Genomic DNA, 15,788 nt, shown 5'->3' with positions numbered 1-15,788 from the left:
ACTCAGAGCTTCACGTCAAAGCTGGACCGACCAGGCACCGCCTTGGCCGGCGACCCGACGTAGACCTTCCCCGGCTCCGTATCCCGATGGACCAGCGCGCCGGAGCCGATCACGTTGTCCGCCGCCACCTTCACGTGGTCGTTGAACGTGGTGTTGACGCCAATGAAACTGCTTTCGCCGATATCGCAGTAGCCCGAGATAACCGCGTGCGATGCCACGAAGACATGGTCGCGAATCACCGTGCGATGACCGATATGGTTACCACTCCACAGGATGCAGTTGTTGCCGATGCGCACAAACGGCTGAATCACGTTGTTCTCGAAGATGAAGCTGTTCTCGCCCACCTCGACGTTGCGCCATACGAAGGCGTGTGAGCTCACGTAGGTCGCGAAGCGATAGCCACGGCTTTTTGCATCCAGATAGAGGCGAGCGCGCAGGCGGTTGAGCTGGCTCGCCGGCACCGCCACGAAAGCCTCAAACTCGGTCGGGGGATAGAGCGACTCCAGCACTTCGTACGGAACGACCGGCCGCCCCGCCAACTCCGGCTCAGTCAGGTACGGACTCTCCACGCTGAAGGCCGCAACCTCATAGTCGCTGTCGTGCTCGAAATACTCACAGGCGATCTGCGCCAGTTCGCCCGCACCGATCAGGACTAGACGCTTTGGCATGCCACCCGCCCATTCGGATAAGCAAGGTCTTTCACCTCGCTCAGAAAGACGTCGTAATCGGTGATGTAGTCGGCAGGATCATAGAGATGGTCCGCCAGCACCATCAGTACACAGTCGTCGCTGAAGTCGTAGAGCTCCCGCCACACCATGCAGCCGAGCAGTAAACCCTGGGAAGGATCGTTGAGCACCACCTCGACCGGCCCCGTACCATCATCGAGCAGCATGGTCACCGACCCACGCACGGCCACGGCCAACTGATGCAATTGCCGGTGGGCGTGCTTGCCACGATGCACGTCGTGCTGTGTCGAAAAAATGTAGTACACGCGGCGGATCACGAAAGGCACATTGATGTCCTGTTCGAGGGCAATGAGCATGCCGCCGTGATCACCATGCTTCTGCAATTGAACGCGTTCGATTTCCATGCTCCCGGCCCGGCGTGTGGAGTCGTCATCGGGGACTCTAGGGACTGAGTGCCATCCTCCACGCACAAGGTTGCGTGACACCTCTTCCGCGATGGCGGCACACCGGCACAACCTTTCCGTTCGGACCGGGCACTCACGCCACAACGCAGGCTCGCCCCTTGCGGCCATCCTTTCCGTTTCACCGGGACGGATGGACGCATGGACCGCGCGAACCATCGAGGCGAGGCACAGAGGTTCGTACATGGAATGGCAGAACAAGACTCCGTCGACGACAGACGACCACCAGGCGCATGTACCCGGTGACGCCCATGCCGATGATCCGCCGGCACGACCACGCGCGTTGGTGGCCTTGCACTGGCTGACGGCGCTGTTCCTCGCCATAGCAGCCATCCTCATCCTGGTACGCGACGAAGTGGACGGCCGCGCGTTGCGCATGTGGCTACTGGAAGGCCATCGCCACTTTGGGCTACTGGTGCTGCTGCTGTTCGTTGTGCGCGCGGCGCTTCGTTTTCGGCTGGGCAAATGGCCGGCCGAGGGGGACACGTCACCGTTGATCCGCTTCGCCGCTGGCTCGACCCATCTGGCTCTGTATGCGCTGCTGTTGATTCAGCCCTTGCTTGGCTGGGCGCTCAGCAATGCACAGGGCAAACCGGTGCACTTCTTCGGCCTCACGCTGCCCGCCATCGTCGCCAGTGACGAGGATCTTGCCGACAGCCTTACCGATTGGCACCAGGGCGTCGCCTGGCTATTGCTCGCACTGATCACGCTGCATGTGGCCGCCGCGCTCTGGCACCACGTCGTGCTGCGCGATCGCACACTGCGCCTGATGCTGCCCGGGCGGCGGCGCTCATGAACAACGCCCACTTCCCCGCGCAAGCCCCGTCGAGACCAGGAGATCTCATGCCGCCTGCCCTAATCCGCCATTGGCGCTTGTGCGCCGCTTATGCCGTCGTTGTCGTGCTATCCATGCTGGCCGGCAACAGCGCGCATGCGGTGCCCGCCTACGCACGCCAGACGGGATCCGCCTGCGCGGATTGCCACGCGGGTGCGTACGGCCCCGCACTGACGCCTTATGGCATGCGCTTCAAACTCAACGGATACACCGACACGGATGGACAGGGCACCAAGATCCCGGTGGCTGCACAGCTCATCGGCACACGCACGGTACCGGAGCGCGGCGACAACACCACACAGCTCACGGAAGCGGACATCTATCTGGCGGGCCGCATCAGCGATCACCTCGGCGGCTTCGTCAAGGTGGAGACGGACAATAACGGCAAGAATCAATTCAGCACCAAGCTCAGTAACCTGGACCTGCGCTTCGTCGCCAAAGATTTGAAGATCGCCGGCAAAGACACCATCGTCGGTGTAAGCGTCAACAACAGCCCCGGGTTCGACGACCCTATCGGCGCCCTGCCCAACGCATCGACGCTCGGGCCGCCGGCGATATCCGGCACGCTGCTCAACCTGTCCAGCCCCAACTCGCTCAACAACCGCGTGATCGGCGGCGGCGTGTATGCGCTGTACGACGACAACTGGTACGGCGAGATCGGCACCTACAACGCGATGCCAACCTCGACGCAAGACCACCTGGGTTACAACACCTCCGGTGATCCCGGCCGGCTCAGCGACACGGGTTACTTCCGCTTTGCGTATATGAAAGACATGAAGCGGCAGTTCTTTTCCGCCGGCGTCGTGGCACTCACGACGAAGCGTCAACTACCGCGCAATGCGCAGAGCGACGACATCACCGACCTCGGCTACGACCTGACGTACCAGTTCCTTGGCAATCGCGAACACATCGTGCAGGCGAGCTTTGTGAACATCCTGGAACAACGGAACTATGGCAGCACGCCCACCATCAACGGGCTAGCGGCCAAGTCGCGCGGGGATGCGCACGACCGCACACTCAGCGTGACCTATACCTTCTTGCAGAGCTATGCCCTGCAGGTGGCCCACCTGGTAAGCACGGGCACGGAGGATCCCGCGCGCTATCCGCCGTTTGGCACACCGGACAGCACCGCCAACCTGATCAGTCTGTACTGGACACCGTTTGGCAAGGATGACTCGTTCACATCGAAAGCGAACCTGAAGATTGCCGCCACCTGGTTCCGCTTCACGCGCTTCAACGGCGTGAGCGACAACATCTTCGGTGCGCCACCCGGCGTGCCCATGACCCAAGCCAAAGACCTCGATGCCTTTACCTTGAGCGCAAGCGTTGCGTTCTGACACCTGCTGGAGCCTGGACGTGACGATACCCAAGCTGGGGAGAATGGCGCGCAGCGCCTTGATGACGATGATGCTGTTCTACGGCGTAGGCGCCCTGCCCGCACTGGCTGGCGACGCCGGCGCCGGAGCGAGCGTATTCAAGCAGGAATGCGCCGAGTGCCACACCACGAAGCAAGGACACAACAAGAAGGGCCCCAGCCTGTTCGGTATCGTGGGCCGCCACGCCGGCAGCATCGCCGATTACAGCTATTCGGATGCACTGAAGAACGCCGACTGGGCATGGACCGAGGACAAGCTGCACTGGTACCTGTCGCAGCCGGCCAAGAAAGCCAACCCCGGAACCAAGATGAAGTACTCGGGGCTCGACGATGCCGGGCAACTCGATGACCTGATCGCCTATCTGCAGTCGAACCACTGATGCGCGGAGGGGCGTCCACGTATACACGGCTCTTTCCGCCCACTAACCTAGGGCGGCACCGACGCGGATCAATCCTGGGACCGATGTTGCACGGCGAGGCTCCTGCCAGCAGTAACCGGCCATGTCCGCCCGCGGCGTTTTCCACGCCGCTTCGCGTGGATGCCTCCCTATCGGGGCGCCGATGAAACAAGGCACCGACCAGCCACCTGCCCGTGCCGACACACACCGGCGACATCAGCTCGCCATCGTGCTGTCGACCTTGCTCGCATGCGCCTGCATGCCATGGGCGGCGCACGCGCAGTCGGGAAATGTCAGCGGCACAGTCGCACTGAGCTCACAGCTCGTGGACCGTGGCCTGGCGGTCACCCCTGACACTGCGGTTCTGCAGGGGGCGGCGTCCTGGACACTCCCCTCGGGCTGGTCATTCGGCGTCGCCGCCAGCACGGAAGTGCGCAACGCGACGCCGCTCGCTGAAGCATTCGCCCAGGCTTCCCGCGCCTGGCAGATCGCGCCGGACTGGCAGTTCGTCGCCGGCCTTGCCTATTACGATTACCCGGGCCGGGGCAATGGCGCTTTCAACCGCGCCGAAGGCAGCGCCAACTGGATCTATCGCGACGTCCTCACCCTGGGGGTCACCGCACTGGCCCCCACAGGCGGCGACAACCACCGGTTGCGCGGCGCCGCCGACGTGGATTTCCACTGGCCGCTGCCCTTCCATTTCTCCGTTTCCGCGGGTGCCGGCTATGCCCAGGCCCAGGTGCCTTACTACCGCGTCTACAACGATGAATACGGCGCTCACCGCTATCGCAACGGCGACCGCGTAAACTCCTATGGGTACGGACACCTCGGGCTGATCTGGGGCCAGGGGCCGTGGCGCGTGGAAGTGGACCGTGTCCTCGTCGACGCGACCCTGCGCCAGGACAACCTGGCCGCCTCGCCCTGGGTCGCCACGATCTCGTGGTCGTTTTAGCTCAATGCAACCATTTCGGTCTTTTCGGGCACCTACCGGGTAACACCCTGCCTTCGCCTCAGCCATGAAAGATGCCGATATCGATGCCGACGAGACAGATCGCCTGCTGCTCCAGCGCACGGCGGCGGGAGACCGCGCGGCACTGGCTACGCTGTACCGCGCCTATCACGGTCGGTTATGCCGGTTCCTGACTCGCCTTACCCGCCGGAACGACGTCATCGAAGAGGTCATCAACGACTGCTTCTGGATCGTGTGGCAGAAGGCCGGCGCCTTCAACGGTGACTCTCGGGTATCGACCTGGATCATCGGCATCACCTATCGCTGCGGCCTGAAAGCGCTACGCCAGCGCGGCGATGAGCCAGTGGACGATGAAGGCCTGCCCGAAGATCGCACCCCGGCCTTCGACCCTGGCGAGGACCGCGAACTGCGTGACTGGCTGGGCAAGGCCATGGAGCGCCTATCGGCTGATCAACGCGTGGTGGTGGAACTGGTTTATGGCGTGGGCCACACGCTGGACGACGTCGCAACCATCATGCAGTGCCCGGTTGGCACCGTGAAGGCGCGGCTGTTCCACGCCAGGGTGAAGTTGCGCAACATCTTGCCGGCACTGGCTGGCGACCCGATCACGCCCAAAGAGAACCGCGTGCCATGAAGTCGACGAAAGATACTGACCAGGACTGTGCCCGGGCGTGGGACGCCATGCCCTGGGTTTTGCAGGACAGCGCTCCCCAGGAGCAAAGCGCCTGGCTCACCGACCACCTTGCGCGCTGCGAAGCCTGCCGCGAGGAGTTCGCTCAACAGAGTCGGCTGCGCCTTGCGCTGGCCCTGCCCACCGACACCCAGCTTGATCCCGAGGCCGGCCTCAAGCGTCTGATGGGCCGCATCGACGCGAGTGAAGCCAATGAAGCGACGCCTCGGGCGCGCGTTGGCACCTGGCTCACCCGCGCACTGGTGGCCGCCGTGCTGGTACAGGCAGTGGGTATAGGCATCCTTGGCGTGGAACTCTGGTCGTCTGACAGCGGACACTCGCCGTACCGCACATTGAGCAGCCCTGCTCAACCGGTCGCGCCGGGCGCCATTCGCGTGGTTCCCGATACGAACATGAAGCTCGCCGACTGGAATACGTTGCTGCACTCACTGCAGCTCGAGGTGATCAATGGCCCCAATGACGTCGGCGCCTACACCGTGATGCCTACGCATACGTCCACAGTAGAGGTAGCCCTTCAGCAATTACGCACCACGCACGGTATCCGCCTCGCCGAGCCCGTCGCCGCCAGCCCATGAAGTACGCTGCACTGCTGCTCCTGTTCGCCGCCAGCCTGCTGGGGGCCTGTGCGCCTTTGCGCCCGGATCAGCCGACGGGCGCAGCAGTCGATCAAACCACTGCCAATAGCCATGCCATCACCGCGATGAACAGCGAGCGCGACATCGTGCTCGCCGTCGCCAATCCCCAGGACCCGCCACCCACACACGCGGGCTCCACCATGCTCGGCTATGTCCCTACCGCAAACTACGGCGCCGGGCAGCGCGCCATCTCGGAGCTGCAGGCCATGCGGCAGCACTACGGCTGGCACGAAGTGGTCGGCTGGCCCATCAAGGCGTTGAACCTGTACTGCATCGTGCTCGAGCCGCCGCCCGGCATGACGCGCGACGAGCTGCTCGCCGTGCTGGCCAAGGACGACCGCGTCGCACTGGCGCAACCGCTGCAGGATTACAGCGTGTATTCGCAGGTGCAGAACAACGCGCACGAATACAACGACCCCTACGCCAACCTGCAACGCGGCTTTGTCGAAACGGACGCCGCCTTGGCGCACAACGTCAGCCAGGGCGATCGCGTGCATATCGCCATTGTCGACACGGGCGTTGATACCTCGCACCCGGACCTGCAGGGGCGCATTCACGACACCAGCAACGAAGTCGATGACAATGCCCCAGCCTTCAATCGCGATCCGCATGGCACTGAGGTTGCCGGCATTATCGGTGCCGTCGGCGACAACCACGTCGGCATCGTCGGCATCGCTCCTCACTCCATCATCAGTGTCTACAAGGCCTGCTGGTATCCCGCCAACAGCCCCGACGGCGCGCACTGCAACTCGTTTACGCTCGCCAAGGCCCTGGCCGCGATCCTCGACACCGATGCACGCATCATCAACCTCAGCCTGGGCGGTCCATCCGACCCCTTGCTCGACAGACTGCTGAAGCAGTTGCTGGGGCAACAACGCATCATCGTTGCCGCCATGCCACCCGATGGAAGCCATGCAGGGTTCCCCGACAGCGCACCCGGCGTGCTCGTGGTACGCGTCAGCAACGCCTCTAGCGCGCCAACCGGCGTGCTCAGCGCGCCAGGCAACGACATACTGACGACCCAGCCAGGCGGGGGATACGACTTCACATCCGGCTCGTCCATGGCTGCTGCGCACGTGAGCGGCATCGTTGCGTTATTGCTCTCGCTTTCCCCGAACCTGGATGCCCACGACGTCCACGATCTGCTTTTGCACAGCAGCAGGATGGTGGGTGGCGCACAACAGGTCGACGCGGCAGCGGCGGTCAGTGCGCTTGGCCAAAGCCGCGCCGCTCCGCATCACTGACGCATAACCCCATGCCATAAGGGCCAACGTGAAGCAGATCCCCGAACCGCTCTCCCTCATGCCCGACGTCCATGCCGAACCCGTATCCAGCGGGCCACTGGCGTGGGTGGGCATGGAGGACATCCTCATGCCCATGCGCATCGCTACCGGCCCTGATTCCACGCAGCAGGTCATCGGCCGTGTGGACGCCTTCGTCAATCTTGTCCGGAGCGATCAGCGCGGCATCCACATGTCACGCCTGTACCGTCTTATCGACCAACACCTTGGCGATACAACGCTCGATGCCCACACGCTGGAGCAGCTGTTGCGCGCCTTCCTGCAATCGCACGAGGAACTTGCCGACCGCGCTCGTATTCGCCTGCGTTTTGATCAGGCACTACGCCGCAAGGCACTGCGCAGCGATCTCCACGGGTGGCGCGTTTATCCCGTCACCATCGAAGGGACACTGGACGAACGCGGCCTGGACATCACCGTAGCCACCGAGATCGCCTACTCCTCAACCTGCCCCGCGTCTGCAGCACTGGCACGGCAAGTGATCCAGCAGCACTTCGAGCAGCGTTTCTCTTCGCAACCCCATGTGCCCTGCAACGTAGCGTCTGCGTGGCTGGGCGGCGAACAGGGCGTACCCGCCACACCCCATGCACAGCGCAGCATCGCCTACGTCTGGACCCGGCTAGCTCAGGGCACAGCATGGGATGTCGCTGCGCTCGTCGATCGTATCGAGGCTTCGCTTGGCACGCCTGTGCAGACGATCGTCAAACGTCAGGACGAGCAAGCCTTCGCGCTGGCCAATGGCAGCAACCTTATGTTCTGCGAGGATGCGGCGCGACGAATCCAGCGAGCGCTAGACACGGACTGCAGCATTGCGGACTTTCACGTACGCATCGTGCACCAGGAAAGTCTTCATGCCCACAACGCAGTTGCGTACGCGAGAAAAGAGCAGGAAGTTTCACTACCGCAACGCCAATAGCCTGCCAAGGCCGCTCAACGCGAGTGTGTACCGTATAGCCAGCACCAACCAGCGACTTTCAATTTCCACGATGACATCATGATCGGGAAACGGAAGCCGTGCCGCTGTTGACGGTATCGATCCAGGCATTGATGCGCGCATCCAGCACGTCCAGTGGCAACGCTCCGCCCCCGAGGATCTGGTCGTGGAAGGCGCGGATATCGAAACGGCTGCCCAGCGCCTTCTTAGCGCGCTCACGCAGCTCCAACATCTTCAGCTGGCCAACCTTGTACGCCAATGCCTGACCGGGCCAGGTTATGTAGCGATCAGTTTCGGTCTGAATATCCGCTTCGGCCACGCTGGAGTGGGCGCGAAAGTAATCCACCATCTGCTGCCGCGTCCAATGCTTGTAGTGCACCCCCGTATCCAGCACCAGGCGATCGGCGCGCCACAGCTCTCCTGTGAGGCGGCCGTAGTCTGATAGCGGGTCCTTGTAGAAACCGATGTCTTTGCCCAACTGCTCGGCGTAGAGCGCCCAGCCTTCGATATAGGCGGTGTAGTCCGCCTGTTGGCGGAACGGCGGCAAGCCGGGCAGCGTCTGCGCGATGGAAAGTTGCAGGTGATGGCCAGGAATGCCTTCGTGATACGCCACCGATTCCATGTCCACCGTCGTGCGACTGGCATAGTCACCGGTATTGACGTAGAGCTGCCCCGGACGCGAGCCGTCCGGCGTGCCCTGCTGGTACGAGGCAATCTGGAAACCCTTCTCGCGATAGGCTTCCACCGGCACTACTTCCAGCGGGGTCTTGGGCAGCAGTCCAAACAGCTTGGGTAATTGTGGCTGCATTTGTGCAATGAAGCCGCGATAGCGATCGAGAATGTCCTCGCGCGATCGCGCATGCACGTTCGGATCGTCTTTTAGCGCTGCGCGAAAGCTCGCCAGGTCAGGATAGCCCTGCGCCTTGGCGATTACCGTCATCTGCGCCTCGATGCGCGTCACCTCCGCCAGTCCCAGAGCATGGATATGCGCAGGCGTTTGCTCGGTGGTGGTCATCTGCTCCACGGCGAAACGGTAGATCTCATCCCCTCTTGGCAGCTGCCATATGCCGGGCTCGCTTCGCCCGTGAGGCGCGTATTCCGTGGACACGAACTGACCGAGTTTGCGATACGCAGGACGCACGTCGTTGTCGATGGCAGCGGTAATCGCCGCCCGCAGGCGCGCCTGATCGGTCGGCGACACGCTGGCCGGGAAATGTTTCAAGGGCGAAGCAAACGCGCTATCGGCACCTGCCGGCTTGGCGATGCCGTCAATCTGGACGGCCACCTTTTCCAGCAGGAACCGCGGCGGCATCATGCCGTCATGCATGCCCTGGCGGGCAACCTCCGTGGTCTGTTGCAGCACCCGCGGAATCGCCTTCAGACGAGCCAGGTAGTCCTCGTATTCCTTGGTGTTGTCGAACGGAATGGAGCTGATCAAGCCGGGCAGCTGCAGCTGTATACCGTGGTGGTAGTCCAAGGGCATCTCGTACAGCTTCAGGTCGATGGCGCGCAGATCCTGTTTCAGCTGCCGCACCATGAGCTGCTGGTTGAGCTTCTCCTCGTCCGCAAAGCCCTGGGTGTCCACCGCCTCGAAGCGTTTCAGGAAATCCAGGCCAATGGTGCGCTCGCTCTGCACATGCGCCAGCGAGGCATCGCTCCAGCGATCGTTGTAACGCAGGTCACCCAACGTCGTCGCAGACTCGGGACTAGCTTCCAGTTGATGCTGCCATTGCTCGGCCAGCAGCGCGTCGAATGCCTTGACGCGTTGCGATACATCACTGCCTTGCGCCGACATGCCAATGGCGCAACCCAACAGCCCCGTCATCACTCGCCAGCGCTTCATACCCATTCCAATTCCCACTCAAGGCGTCCCCACGTCGGTACCGGAATGGCGCATTGCCAAGCCCTGCTCCATGGAGCCCTTCGATACTGACACATGAGGGTTGCCGGCACGCTGCCATACCGATACGGCCACGCTGTCGCTACCGGGCTGAGGCGGCACCTGATAGCTCAGCTCGTCACCGGTCAACGTGTACGGGCGCACCTGCACGGTACTGTTCCATCGCTGGATATAGGACTGGTCAATCTGAAACGTGACCGTGTGCGCCTGGGTATCCAGCTTCACGTGGCCGTAGTGTGTGCTGGCCAGCTCGGCAGGCTTGAACTCCTTGCGCGCACCGTGTTCATCCACGGCGAAGGTCGGTTCGTTGCTGCGAAATACCTGCAGGGAGTATTCACCCTGCGCGCCGACGATCAGGATTCCCGTGGGCTTCGATCCAAAGCCGAACGTCTTGCTGCCGTCCTTGTGCAGGTCGTATGCCGACTTCAGGGTCCATGTACCGGCAAGGGGCGAGGTCATGCTGCTTTCCATGGCGAACGCCGAGGAGCTTGCAAGCAGGGTTGATAGCAGAAGTCCGGACAAGACGCGCATGTGACATACCCCGTTGTTAGATGGTCCGCATCCTAGGGAGCCTCTTTTCCGGTTGACAGGCGACGCGGAATATTTCTGCGATGCGCTTTATCAATACCGCTACACCGGCGCGGCGCGCAGCGTGCGGATCGAACGGTGATGCATCCACATATCAGGCCGCGATGACTGAAATATCGTACACGGTCTGTTTCGCCATCCTGCGGCGACTTACCTTCCTCGGCGTACTGATGGGGTTTGCGAAACCAGGCGCGGGAGCGCCGACGGCGGCCAGCTATAGGCCACGCCATCCATTCTGAAAAGAGAGCCGCGCGCATGAAGCAAGAGGACTCGCCAGCAAACAAAGCACAGCCCCAGATCTCACCGTGGTGGGCTGAACCCTCACCACTGGTTGCCGCTCACGCATCCCTGCTCCTGTTTACGCGACTGATCGATGTTTTGCGCGATGCGCGACGAAAAGCTCATGTCGCATCGACAACGGCCCACGCTGAACCCGATCACCAGCATCACGCCTGAGTCAGGCCTTTGAAAGCCACACTAAGGGTATGCAGCGCGTTGCGTGAACGCCGGTCATGAAGCGCCGTATAGAGCACGGCCTCCTGCGTGGGCAAGTTCGGCAGCGACAGTGTCGGGCCAATGTCGATCGTGCCGCTGGGTGCACTCCGTCGCGCCAGCACTGCAACGGCCAGCCCGGCCGCGGCGGCGGCGCCCACCACCGAGGCGCCCTTGCCCACGAACACTTCGGTCCAGGCAATGCCGGCCTGGTCGAGCGCGTGCACGGCGCCCGCGCGAATACTGCAGGACTCACCCTGCGTCGACAGCGGCAGCGGCTGGCCGGCACGGGGCTGCCAGTCTGCAGCGGCGATCCAGGCGAACGATTCGGTAAACAGCGCTTCGCCATTGCGTCGCTGTTCGCGCGCCTGCAGCACCAGCGCCGCGTCCAGCGCGCCCGCCTCGTAGGCCTGGCTGATCTCGCGAGAACCGGCCACGCGAAGCTCGATCACCAAGTGAGGGTCATGATCATTCATGTGTCGCAGCAGCGCGGGCAACTCGCTGCCCACTAATTGGTGGCTGATACCAATGACCATGCGGCGCTTTTCCACGTCGAACGAGGCAACCGCCCGATCATGCGCGCAAACCAGGTCACGGGCCGCCTCAAGAAAGGTAGCGCCCTCGGAAGAAAGACGCACCTGTCGTGGCGTGCGCTCCAGCAGGCGCCGTCCCAATTGTTCTTCCAGGCGCCGTAGCTTGATGCTGACAGCCGATTGCGTGCTGTCCAGTGCTTGCGCGGCCCGCGTAAAGCTCTGCAATTCAGCGGTCAGTACGAACGCCTTGACGGCGTCGAGATCGAGCTTTTTCATGATGAACCCGTTGCGTGGCGGATGGCCCAGGATGGCACTCAGCTGGCTTCGCATGCGCCAGAGGGTGCTAGTTGCCTAAGCGTTCGCCCAGAATATACGTGCCGCACCTTGCCGTCATGCCTTGAAGGTCAAAGGCATGACGACGGGCGGCGCGTGCCGCAACGAAAAACGCGCCACCTCATGCACGCACGGGCCGCAATCGTGATACGTGCGACTTCCACTCAGCAACCTTCGACGTGTTGGAGTGGCAACAAACTCAACGGGGCTTGCGGAACTTCAACACGAATTGGTCCGTATGACCCTTGATCTCCGGCGCGAATATGATCTGTTCGTGGCCGTCCTTCGGATTGCCGAGGATGTCGCTGCGCGCCTCCAGCACGAAACCTGCCGCACTTGCCTGGGCGATGACGACTGCCGGGTCGATGCGGTGCAGACTCTTGGCTTCAGGTTCGCCCGAGCCCACCTTGGCCACATGGTCCGTCACCAGATAGATGCCGCCGGGCTTCAACGCCTTGAAAGCGGCAACATCCATGATGGCTGCCTCCTGTGCGCCGGTTGTGCCGGGCACGGCGAAAACGCTGACGGCGCCGTAGACGTCATGATAATTCTGCGATGTCCAGACCACGTCCAGCGGTTCGTCGCCGCCAATCTGATCATAGGGTCGGATGGCAAGCGTGACATTGCTGTACGCCGGATCGGCAGCCAGCGCCTTGATACTGTCGAGCTTCTTTGCAGCGCCTTGGGCAACACTGGCTGGAATAACCGCGTACACATGCCCTTTCGGCCCAACGACCTTGCTGAAGATACGCGTGAAATAGCCGCTACCAGGAAGCAGGTCAGCCACTTTGTCACCGGGCTTGATCCCCGCCAAGGCGACCAATTCAGCCGGTTTGCGATCACCATCCCGCGCCGTATCGACATCGGGCCTTGCATGATCGGCAACCGCCGCGGACACATACGCCGGCAGCGTGGGCGCGTCGGCGTGAGCCAGCGTGGTGGTGACAAACAACAGGGGACCGAACAACAAGAACTTGTTCATGGATCGTATCGCTCCGGAAGCGTGGGGTTGAAGTGTTTGCATCGAATCAGTTTCTCAGGCGACGCCACACCATGACGCCGCGCGCATCCGCCGACGTACCGCTGGACGGCTTGTCCAGGGCGTAAGTCAGCTGGTCGCCCTGAAGCTGATAGGCGGCATCGGTATCCCTGTCGTCCCAATACGGGGACGACGCGCGTGCGATGTGCGTGTGCAGTTGTGCGCCATCGGCACGTATCCAGCCGTAGTTCGAGCTGACATCCATGGACGCCGCCCGATAGTCGGCGGACATGCTCGTGGACGTGTCATTGGCGGCGGGGCGTCCGCGCTCATCCCGGACGATCTGCATCACGTAATGCCCCTGACCATCGATGATCCACAACCCTTCCGGGCTGGGTCCGTACGGTTCCGCGAGCCGGCCATCCGGATAGACGCTGTCACAGCGCACCAGGACCCACGTTCCCACCAGCCACGCGGGCACACCGTCGCCTGTGGCCAGGGGTGTCTCGGAGCGAGTGGGCGCCGTGTCTGCGCGTTGCACCGCTTTCTCAAAATCCGTCGCGCTGGCCACAGCGCCGTGCGAGAGCGTCAGCCCCAGGAAACAAAGCGCGAAAATCCATGGGTATCGATGCATGACGGTCGCCGGGGCACGTAAGGCAATGACCGAGCGTAGCCGGCCATCCCGGGGCGATAAATCCATCGAACACGTATTTCAGTCATTGCGAAACAACATGACTGCACCGGCCATGGATGGCTACATCGACTAGCCGCCCGACGAAGGCTCCGCAGTGCCTCCCTGCCCTTTACTCACATAGCGCGCTATATCCGCGATAACTCTGAGTGAGAAGTGAGTGCGGAAGCGCTGGAAAGACCCCGCGCTTATTCGCCCCAATACATCACCTTGGATGAAAGGATCAGTCAAATCCCTTCTGCACCTGAACCCACAGCCTGGACTTCGTGTCGACGTTGCGCAGAATCTCCGGCGTGTTGCCGATAGGCTTGGCGACCGAGGCCATGGCCATCCAGCCATTCGCTCCCGCCCAATGCAGGCCGATACCCGCACTGCTGAGTCGACCGCTGTTGATGCCCTGGGTGAAGGGGTTTTTGTAGACCTCGACGCGGCCAGTATCGGCAAACAGTGACGCCTGCCACCGCCCCGGCACGCCCGTCACACTGAAGTCGTGCCGGAACTCTGCGGTGAACAGGTTGCCCTGCGAGCCGGCGAGCACGCCCGTGTCATAACCACGAACCGTATTGGAGCCACCAAGAAAGAACTGTTCCGACGTATCCAGGTTCTTGTTGGCCCACTGCTGGGTGTAACCGGCATAGATGGCGTCATTGGCGCCCAACTGCTGCAGGCGGGACACCGATAGGCCGTACTTGGTGTACGAGCCCTGGGTGCGTGAAGTCAGCATGTCGATGAGTTCGGCCAGGTCGTTGGTATAGGTGATCTTGCCCCGCGAACCGCTGATGTTGAAGTTGGTCACGCCATGGTCGTCGCGCTGATCGCCGGCAAGGGTGGCCACCCATACATTGGCCTGACGATCGTTGTCGATCATCACCACGCCGATATCGTCCTTCAGCAGCTTGTGGTCGAACTCCAACTGCCCATACAGATTGCCCGCGGTGTTGCGGATGATGGGCTGCGTCAACGTCACGCTGCCGACCAGCGCAGATCCGTAGGCGTCGAGCGGCGCAAGATCATCGCCCAGGTGGTAATGCAGTGACGACACACCCACGCGCAAGGTGGTGCCCTGGCCGTTGAGCAGATAGCGATAGCCGCCTTGCACGTAGTTCATGCCGCCGCCCGAGCTCACGGCGCTGACATCCAGCAGATCGCCACGATGCAGCAGACCATTCACGTCGAAGTTGCCGGTAAGACGTGCGCGGCCGGTATAGGCGTTGCCGAAGTCGTCCATGCCCAGGGTGCCCGTGTAACGGGGCGCCGAGGTCACGTCGACGACAAGGTCTGAGGTGCCCGCCTCATCGCCTGGCCTGATCGCCGAACTGGCCTGTGCACCCGGAATATCTGAGAGCAACAACAGGCTACGTTCCAGCGCGTAGTTGGATACCGGCTGCCCTGCCTGCAACGGGGCCAGAGTCGCCTGGAGAGTGTCCTGCTTCACTGCGCTGTCGTTCTGCAGCACGACCTTGCCGTACCGAGCTTCGACTACCGCGAGCTTTACTATGCCATCGCTCAAGGTCTGGGCCGGCACGTAGACGCGCACCAGAGGGTATCCCGCCTTCAAATAAGCGGTGCTGATGCGGTCGGCAAGACCGTCGAGATCCGTCAGCGTCAGTTGCTTGCCTTCGCTATCGGCGACGAGTGCATGCAGCTTGTCCGTGGACAGCAGGCTATTGCCCACGATCTGGATGCCCTTGACCAGGAAAGCATGCGAGTCACCCGCAGGCCGATGCTCCGAACGCAGCATCCGCAGATCGAGATCCGATGGCGGTACCGTCGCGGGTTGCTGCGGCACTTGCTGCAGCAGCAACCCGGCGTTGGGCAACTGCACCGGCGCGCCTGAAAATGCTTGCTGGGCGCTCGCTACACCGGATAGCGCCAACGACATCATGGTGACCAGCGCGCCCAGGCGCGGTGCGGAATAGGACTTGGTATTCATGAGTTCCATTCGAAAACAGTTGATTGACGAAAGACGCGGTGTCGAAGAAGGGTCAC

General features: G+C 62.3%; 16 protein-coding genes. 8 read left to right on the top strand and 8 right to left on the bottom strand.

From position 1 onward, the window contains the following. Positions 1-2 precede the first annotated feature (2 nt). The gene (locus DyAD56_RS13505) at positions 3-668 is read right to left on the bottom strand and encodes an acetyltransferase (RefSeq protein ID WP_102303287.1); all 666 of its coding nucleotides are present in this window, start codon (positions 666-668) and stop codon (positions 3-5) included. Continuing rightward, positions 653-1,090, bottom strand: a complete 438-nt coding sequence (locus DyAD56_RS13500) for an FdtA/QdtA family cupin domain-containing protein (protein WP_102303286.1) — start codon at positions 1,088-1,090, stop codon at positions 653-655. Before DyAD56_RS13500 ends, DyAD56_RS13505 begins: the two co-directional genes overlap by 16 nt. A gap of 241 nt (positions 1,091-1,331) precedes the next feature. Here DyAD56_RS13500 and DyAD56_RS13495 point away from each other — a divergent pair, with 241 nt between their 5' ends. The 8 genes from DyAD56_RS13495 (at position 1,332) to folE2 (ending at position 8,265) form a co-directional block, all read left to right on the top strand. Beyond that, a complete protein-coding gene (locus DyAD56_RS13495) occupies positions 1,332-1,943 on the top strand; it encodes a cytochrome b (protein ID WP_102303285.1) in 612 nt (203 codons plus the stop codon). A 113-nt stretch (positions 1,944-2,056) separates the two neighbouring features. Further along, positions 2,057-3,319 (top strand): cytochrome C, encoded by a 1,263-nt coding sequence (locus DyAD56_RS13490; RefSeq protein WP_233202425.1) that lies wholly within the window; start codon positions 2,057-2,059, stop codon positions 3,317-3,319. A 70-nt stretch (positions 3,320-3,389) separates the two neighbouring features. Next, on the top strand, positions 3,390-3,737 hold the full coding sequence (locus tag DyAD56_RS13485; RefSeq protein WP_102303349.1) for a c-type cytochrome: 348 nt from the start codon (positions 3,390-3,392) through the stop codon (positions 3,735-3,737). 181 nt (positions 3,738-3,918) lie between these two features. Beyond that, a complete protein-coding gene (locus DyAD56_RS13480; protein WP_102303283.1) occupies positions 3,919-4,707 on the top strand; it encodes a TorF family putative porin in 789 nt (262 codons plus the stop codon). Between the two features lie 64 nt (positions 4,708-4,771). Next, positions 4,772-5,359, top strand: a complete 588-nt coding sequence (locus DyAD56_RS13475; protein WP_102303282.1) for a sigma-70 family RNA polymerase sigma factor — start codon at positions 4,772-4,774, stop codon at positions 5,357-5,359. Continuing rightward, positions 5,356-5,991: a hypothetical protein gene (locus DyAD56_RS13470; protein WP_102303281.1), complete on the top strand. Its 636-nt coding sequence runs from the start codon at positions 5,356-5,358 to the stop codon at positions 5,989-5,991. The genes DyAD56_RS13475 and DyAD56_RS13470 overlap by 4 nt, the downstream gene beginning before the upstream one ends. Next, positions 5,988-7,295 (top strand): S8 family serine peptidase, encoded by a 1,308-nt coding sequence (locus DyAD56_RS13465; protein ID WP_102303280.1) that lies wholly within the window; start codon positions 5,988-5,990, stop codon positions 7,293-7,295. Before DyAD56_RS13470 ends, DyAD56_RS13465 begins: the two co-directional genes overlap by 4 nt. Positions 7,296-7,323: 28 nt before the next feature. Continuing rightward, positions 7,324-8,265, top strand: a complete 942-nt coding sequence (gene folE2 / locus DyAD56_RS13460) for a GTP cyclohydrolase FolE2 (protein WP_233202419.1) — start codon at positions 7,324-7,326, stop codon at positions 8,263-8,265. 76 nt (positions 8,266-8,341) lie between these two features. Here the strand turns inward: folE2 and DyAD56_RS13455 are convergent, their stop codons facing one another. From DyAD56_RS13455 to DyAD56_RS13430, 6 genes are all read right to left on the bottom strand, one after another. Next, positions 8,342-10,126 carry a DUF885 domain-containing protein gene (locus DyAD56_RS13455; RefSeq protein ID WP_199178966.1) on the bottom strand — a complete coding sequence of 595 codons (1,785 nt, stop codon included), beginning with the start codon at positions 10,124-10,126 and terminating at the stop codon, positions 8,342-8,344. An 18-nt stretch (positions 10,127-10,144) separates the two neighbouring features. Continuing rightward, the gene (locus tag DyAD56_RS13450; protein WP_158241344.1) at positions 10,145-10,642 is read right to left on the bottom strand and encodes a lipocalin-like domain-containing protein; all 498 of its coding nucleotides are present in this window, start codon (positions 10,640-10,642) and stop codon (positions 10,145-10,147) included. Between the two features lie 575 nt (positions 10,643-11,217). Beyond that, positions 11,218-12,072: a LysR family transcriptional regulator gene (locus DyAD56_RS13445; RefSeq protein WP_102303348.1), complete on the bottom strand. Its 855-nt coding sequence runs from the start codon at positions 12,070-12,072 to the stop codon at positions 11,218-11,220. Positions 12,073-12,328: 256 nt separating this feature from the next. Beyond that, positions 12,329-13,111, bottom strand: a complete 783-nt coding sequence (locus tag DyAD56_RS13440) for a class I SAM-dependent methyltransferase (RefSeq protein WP_199178965.1) — start codon at positions 13,109-13,111, stop codon at positions 12,329-12,331. Between the two features lie 46 nt (positions 13,112-13,157). Beyond that, entirely contained in the window at positions 13,158-13,742 is a 585-nt protein-coding gene (locus tag DyAD56_RS13435) for a lipocalin-like domain-containing protein (RefSeq protein ID WP_158241343.1), read from the bottom strand. Between the two features lie 280 nt (positions 13,743-14,022). Beyond that, positions 14,023-15,732: a ShlB/FhaC/HecB family hemolysin secretion/activation protein gene (locus DyAD56_RS13430; RefSeq protein WP_233202418.1), complete on the bottom strand. Its 1,710-nt coding sequence runs from the start codon at positions 15,730-15,732 to the stop codon at positions 14,023-14,025. Between the last annotated feature and the right edge of the window lie 56 nt (positions 15,733-15,788).

Source organism: Dyella sp. AD56 (genome assembly GCF_002878475.1).
Taxonomy (GTDB): domain Bacteria; phylum Pseudomonadota; class Gammaproteobacteria; order Xanthomonadales; family Rhodanobacteraceae; genus Dyella.
This window is presented reverse-complemented; position numbering and strand designations above follow the sequence as displayed.

Coding starts and splice junctions, on each gene's coding strand:
- DyAD56_RS13505 (WP_102303287.1), bottom strand. CDS start 668: ATGCCAAAGCGTCTAGTCCTGATCGGTGCGGGCGAACTGGCGCAGATC.
- DyAD56_RS13500 (WP_102303286.1), bottom strand. CDS start 1,090: ATGGAAATCGAACGCGTTCAATTGCAGAAGCATGGTGATCACGGCGGC.
- DyAD56_RS13495 (WP_102303285.1), top strand. CDS start 1,332: ATGGAATGGCAGAACAAGACTCCGTCGACGACAGACGACCACCAGGCG.
- DyAD56_RS13490 (WP_233202425.1), top strand. CDS start 2,057: ATGCTGGCCGGCAACAGCGCGCATGCGGTGCCCGCCTACGCACGCCAG.
- DyAD56_RS13485 (WP_102303349.1), top strand. CDS start 3,390: ATGCTGTTCTACGGCGTAGGCGCCCTGCCCGCACTGGCTGGCGACGCC.
- DyAD56_RS13480 (WP_102303283.1), top strand. CDS start 3,919: ATGAAACAAGGCACCGACCAGCCACCTGCCCGTGCCGACACACACCGG.
- DyAD56_RS13475 (WP_102303282.1), top strand. CDS start 4,772: ATGAAAGATGCCGATATCGATGCCGACGAGACAGATCGCCTGCTGCTC.
- DyAD56_RS13470 (WP_102303281.1), top strand. CDS start 5,356: ATGAAGTCGACGAAAGATACTGACCAGGACTGTGCCCGGGCGTGGGAC.
- DyAD56_RS13465 (WP_102303280.1), top strand. CDS start 5,988: ATGAAGTACGCTGCACTGCTGCTCCTGTTCGCCGCCAGCCTGCTGGGG.
- DyAD56_RS13455 (WP_199178966.1), bottom strand. CDS start 10,126: ATGAAGCGCTGGCGAGTGATGACGGGGCTGTTGGGTTGCGCCATTGGC.
- DyAD56_RS13450 (WP_158241344.1), bottom strand. CDS start 10,642: ATGACCTCGCCCCTTGCCGGTACATGGACCCTGAAGTCGGCATACGAC.
- DyAD56_RS13445 (WP_102303348.1), bottom strand. CDS start 12,072: ATGAAAAAGCTCGATCTCGACGCCGTCAAGGCGTTCGTACTGACCGCT.
- DyAD56_RS13440 (WP_199178965.1), bottom strand. CDS start 13,111: ATGAACAAGTTCTTGTTGTTCGGTCCCCTGTTGTTTGTCACCACCACG.
- DyAD56_RS13435 (WP_158241343.1), bottom strand. CDS start 13,742: ATGCATCGATACCCATGGATTTTCGCGCTTTGTTTCCTGGGGCTGACG.
- DyAD56_RS13430 (WP_233202418.1), bottom strand. CDS start 15,732: ATGAATACCAAGTCCTATTCCGCACCGCGCCTGGGCGCGCTGGTCACC.